Raw genomic sequence first — 839 nt, forward strand, 5'->3', positions numbered from 1 at the left:
GCCAGACCGTAGTCCACCTCGCCCGCCTTGACCGCCATGATCGCGGTGCGCAACGCGGTGGCGCCGGTCGCGCAGGCGTTGGCGACGTTGTAGACGGGGATCCCGGTCTGACCGATCTGCTTCTGAAGTTGTTGGCCGATGCTGGCATTCGCATTCATCAGGCTGCCGGCGGCGAGCACACCGATGTCCGCCATGGTGACGCCCGCGTCCGACAGCGCGCCCATCGCCGCTTCGGCCGCCAGGTCGATCGTGTCGAGTTGGGGGTGCTTGCCGAACTTGGTCATGTGGATGCCGAGGATCCAGATGTCGTCGCTTGCGCTCATCACTGCTCCTTGTTCACTGGCTCGAAGCCGAACCCGATGGCTTCGGTGCCCTCGGAGTCGGTACCGATCGGCTGGGTAACGAGACGCACTCGCATGCCGTCGTAAACGTGTTCGGGATCGGGTTTGACGTTGACCAGGTTGGCGCGAACATGAGTCCCGTCGCAGTCGACCACGGCGGCCACGAACGGTGTCGGTATCCCGGGTGCCGCGAACGTGACGATGGTGAACGCACGCACCGTGCCCTCGGTCGCGACCGGGACCGAGGTGAACTCGGTGGCGAAGCAGTTGGCGCACGCATTGCGTCGGTCGAAGAACCGGGCCCCGCAACCCACGCACTCCTGCGCGACCAAATGCGGATTGTCGCCGTCCAGCACCAGATAATCGACCAGCGGGATCTGCCCGGCCATGCCCCACCTCCATCGTTGGATGTCAAGACGTTATCGCTTGCTGTGCGGACGCCAAACATGGGGCCCAGGTACCGAACCCGCCTACGACCAAATATCTGTTCTCAGCGCA

2 protein-coding genes are annotated in these 839 nt (G+C 64.2%); both read right to left on the bottom strand.

The window, feature by feature from the left end; genetic code table 11:
* Positions 1-323, bottom strand: a 323-nt coding sequence (locus BST27_RS30540; protein WP_487246510.1) for a thiolase family protein, incomplete at its 3' end; no start/stop codon positions are given.
* Positions 323-730, bottom strand: coding sequence for a Zn-ribbon domain-containing OB-fold protein (locus BST27_RS30545; RefSeq protein ID WP_069417483.1), 408 nt, complete (start codon positions 728-730; stop codon positions 323-325). The genes BST27_RS30545 and BST27_RS30540, both read right to left, overlap by 1 nt.
* Positions 731-839: the final 109 nt, after the last annotated feature.

This window comes from Mycobacterium intermedium (genome assembly GCF_002086275.1).
Taxonomy (GTDB): domain Bacteria; phylum Actinomycetota; class Actinomycetes; order Mycobacteriales; family Mycobacteriaceae; genus Mycobacterium; species Mycobacterium intermedium.

Coding starts and splice junctions, on each gene's coding strand:
- BST27_RS30545 (WP_069417483.1), bottom strand. CDS start 730: ATGGCCGGGCAGATCCCGCTGGTCGATTATCTGGTGCTGGACGGCGAC.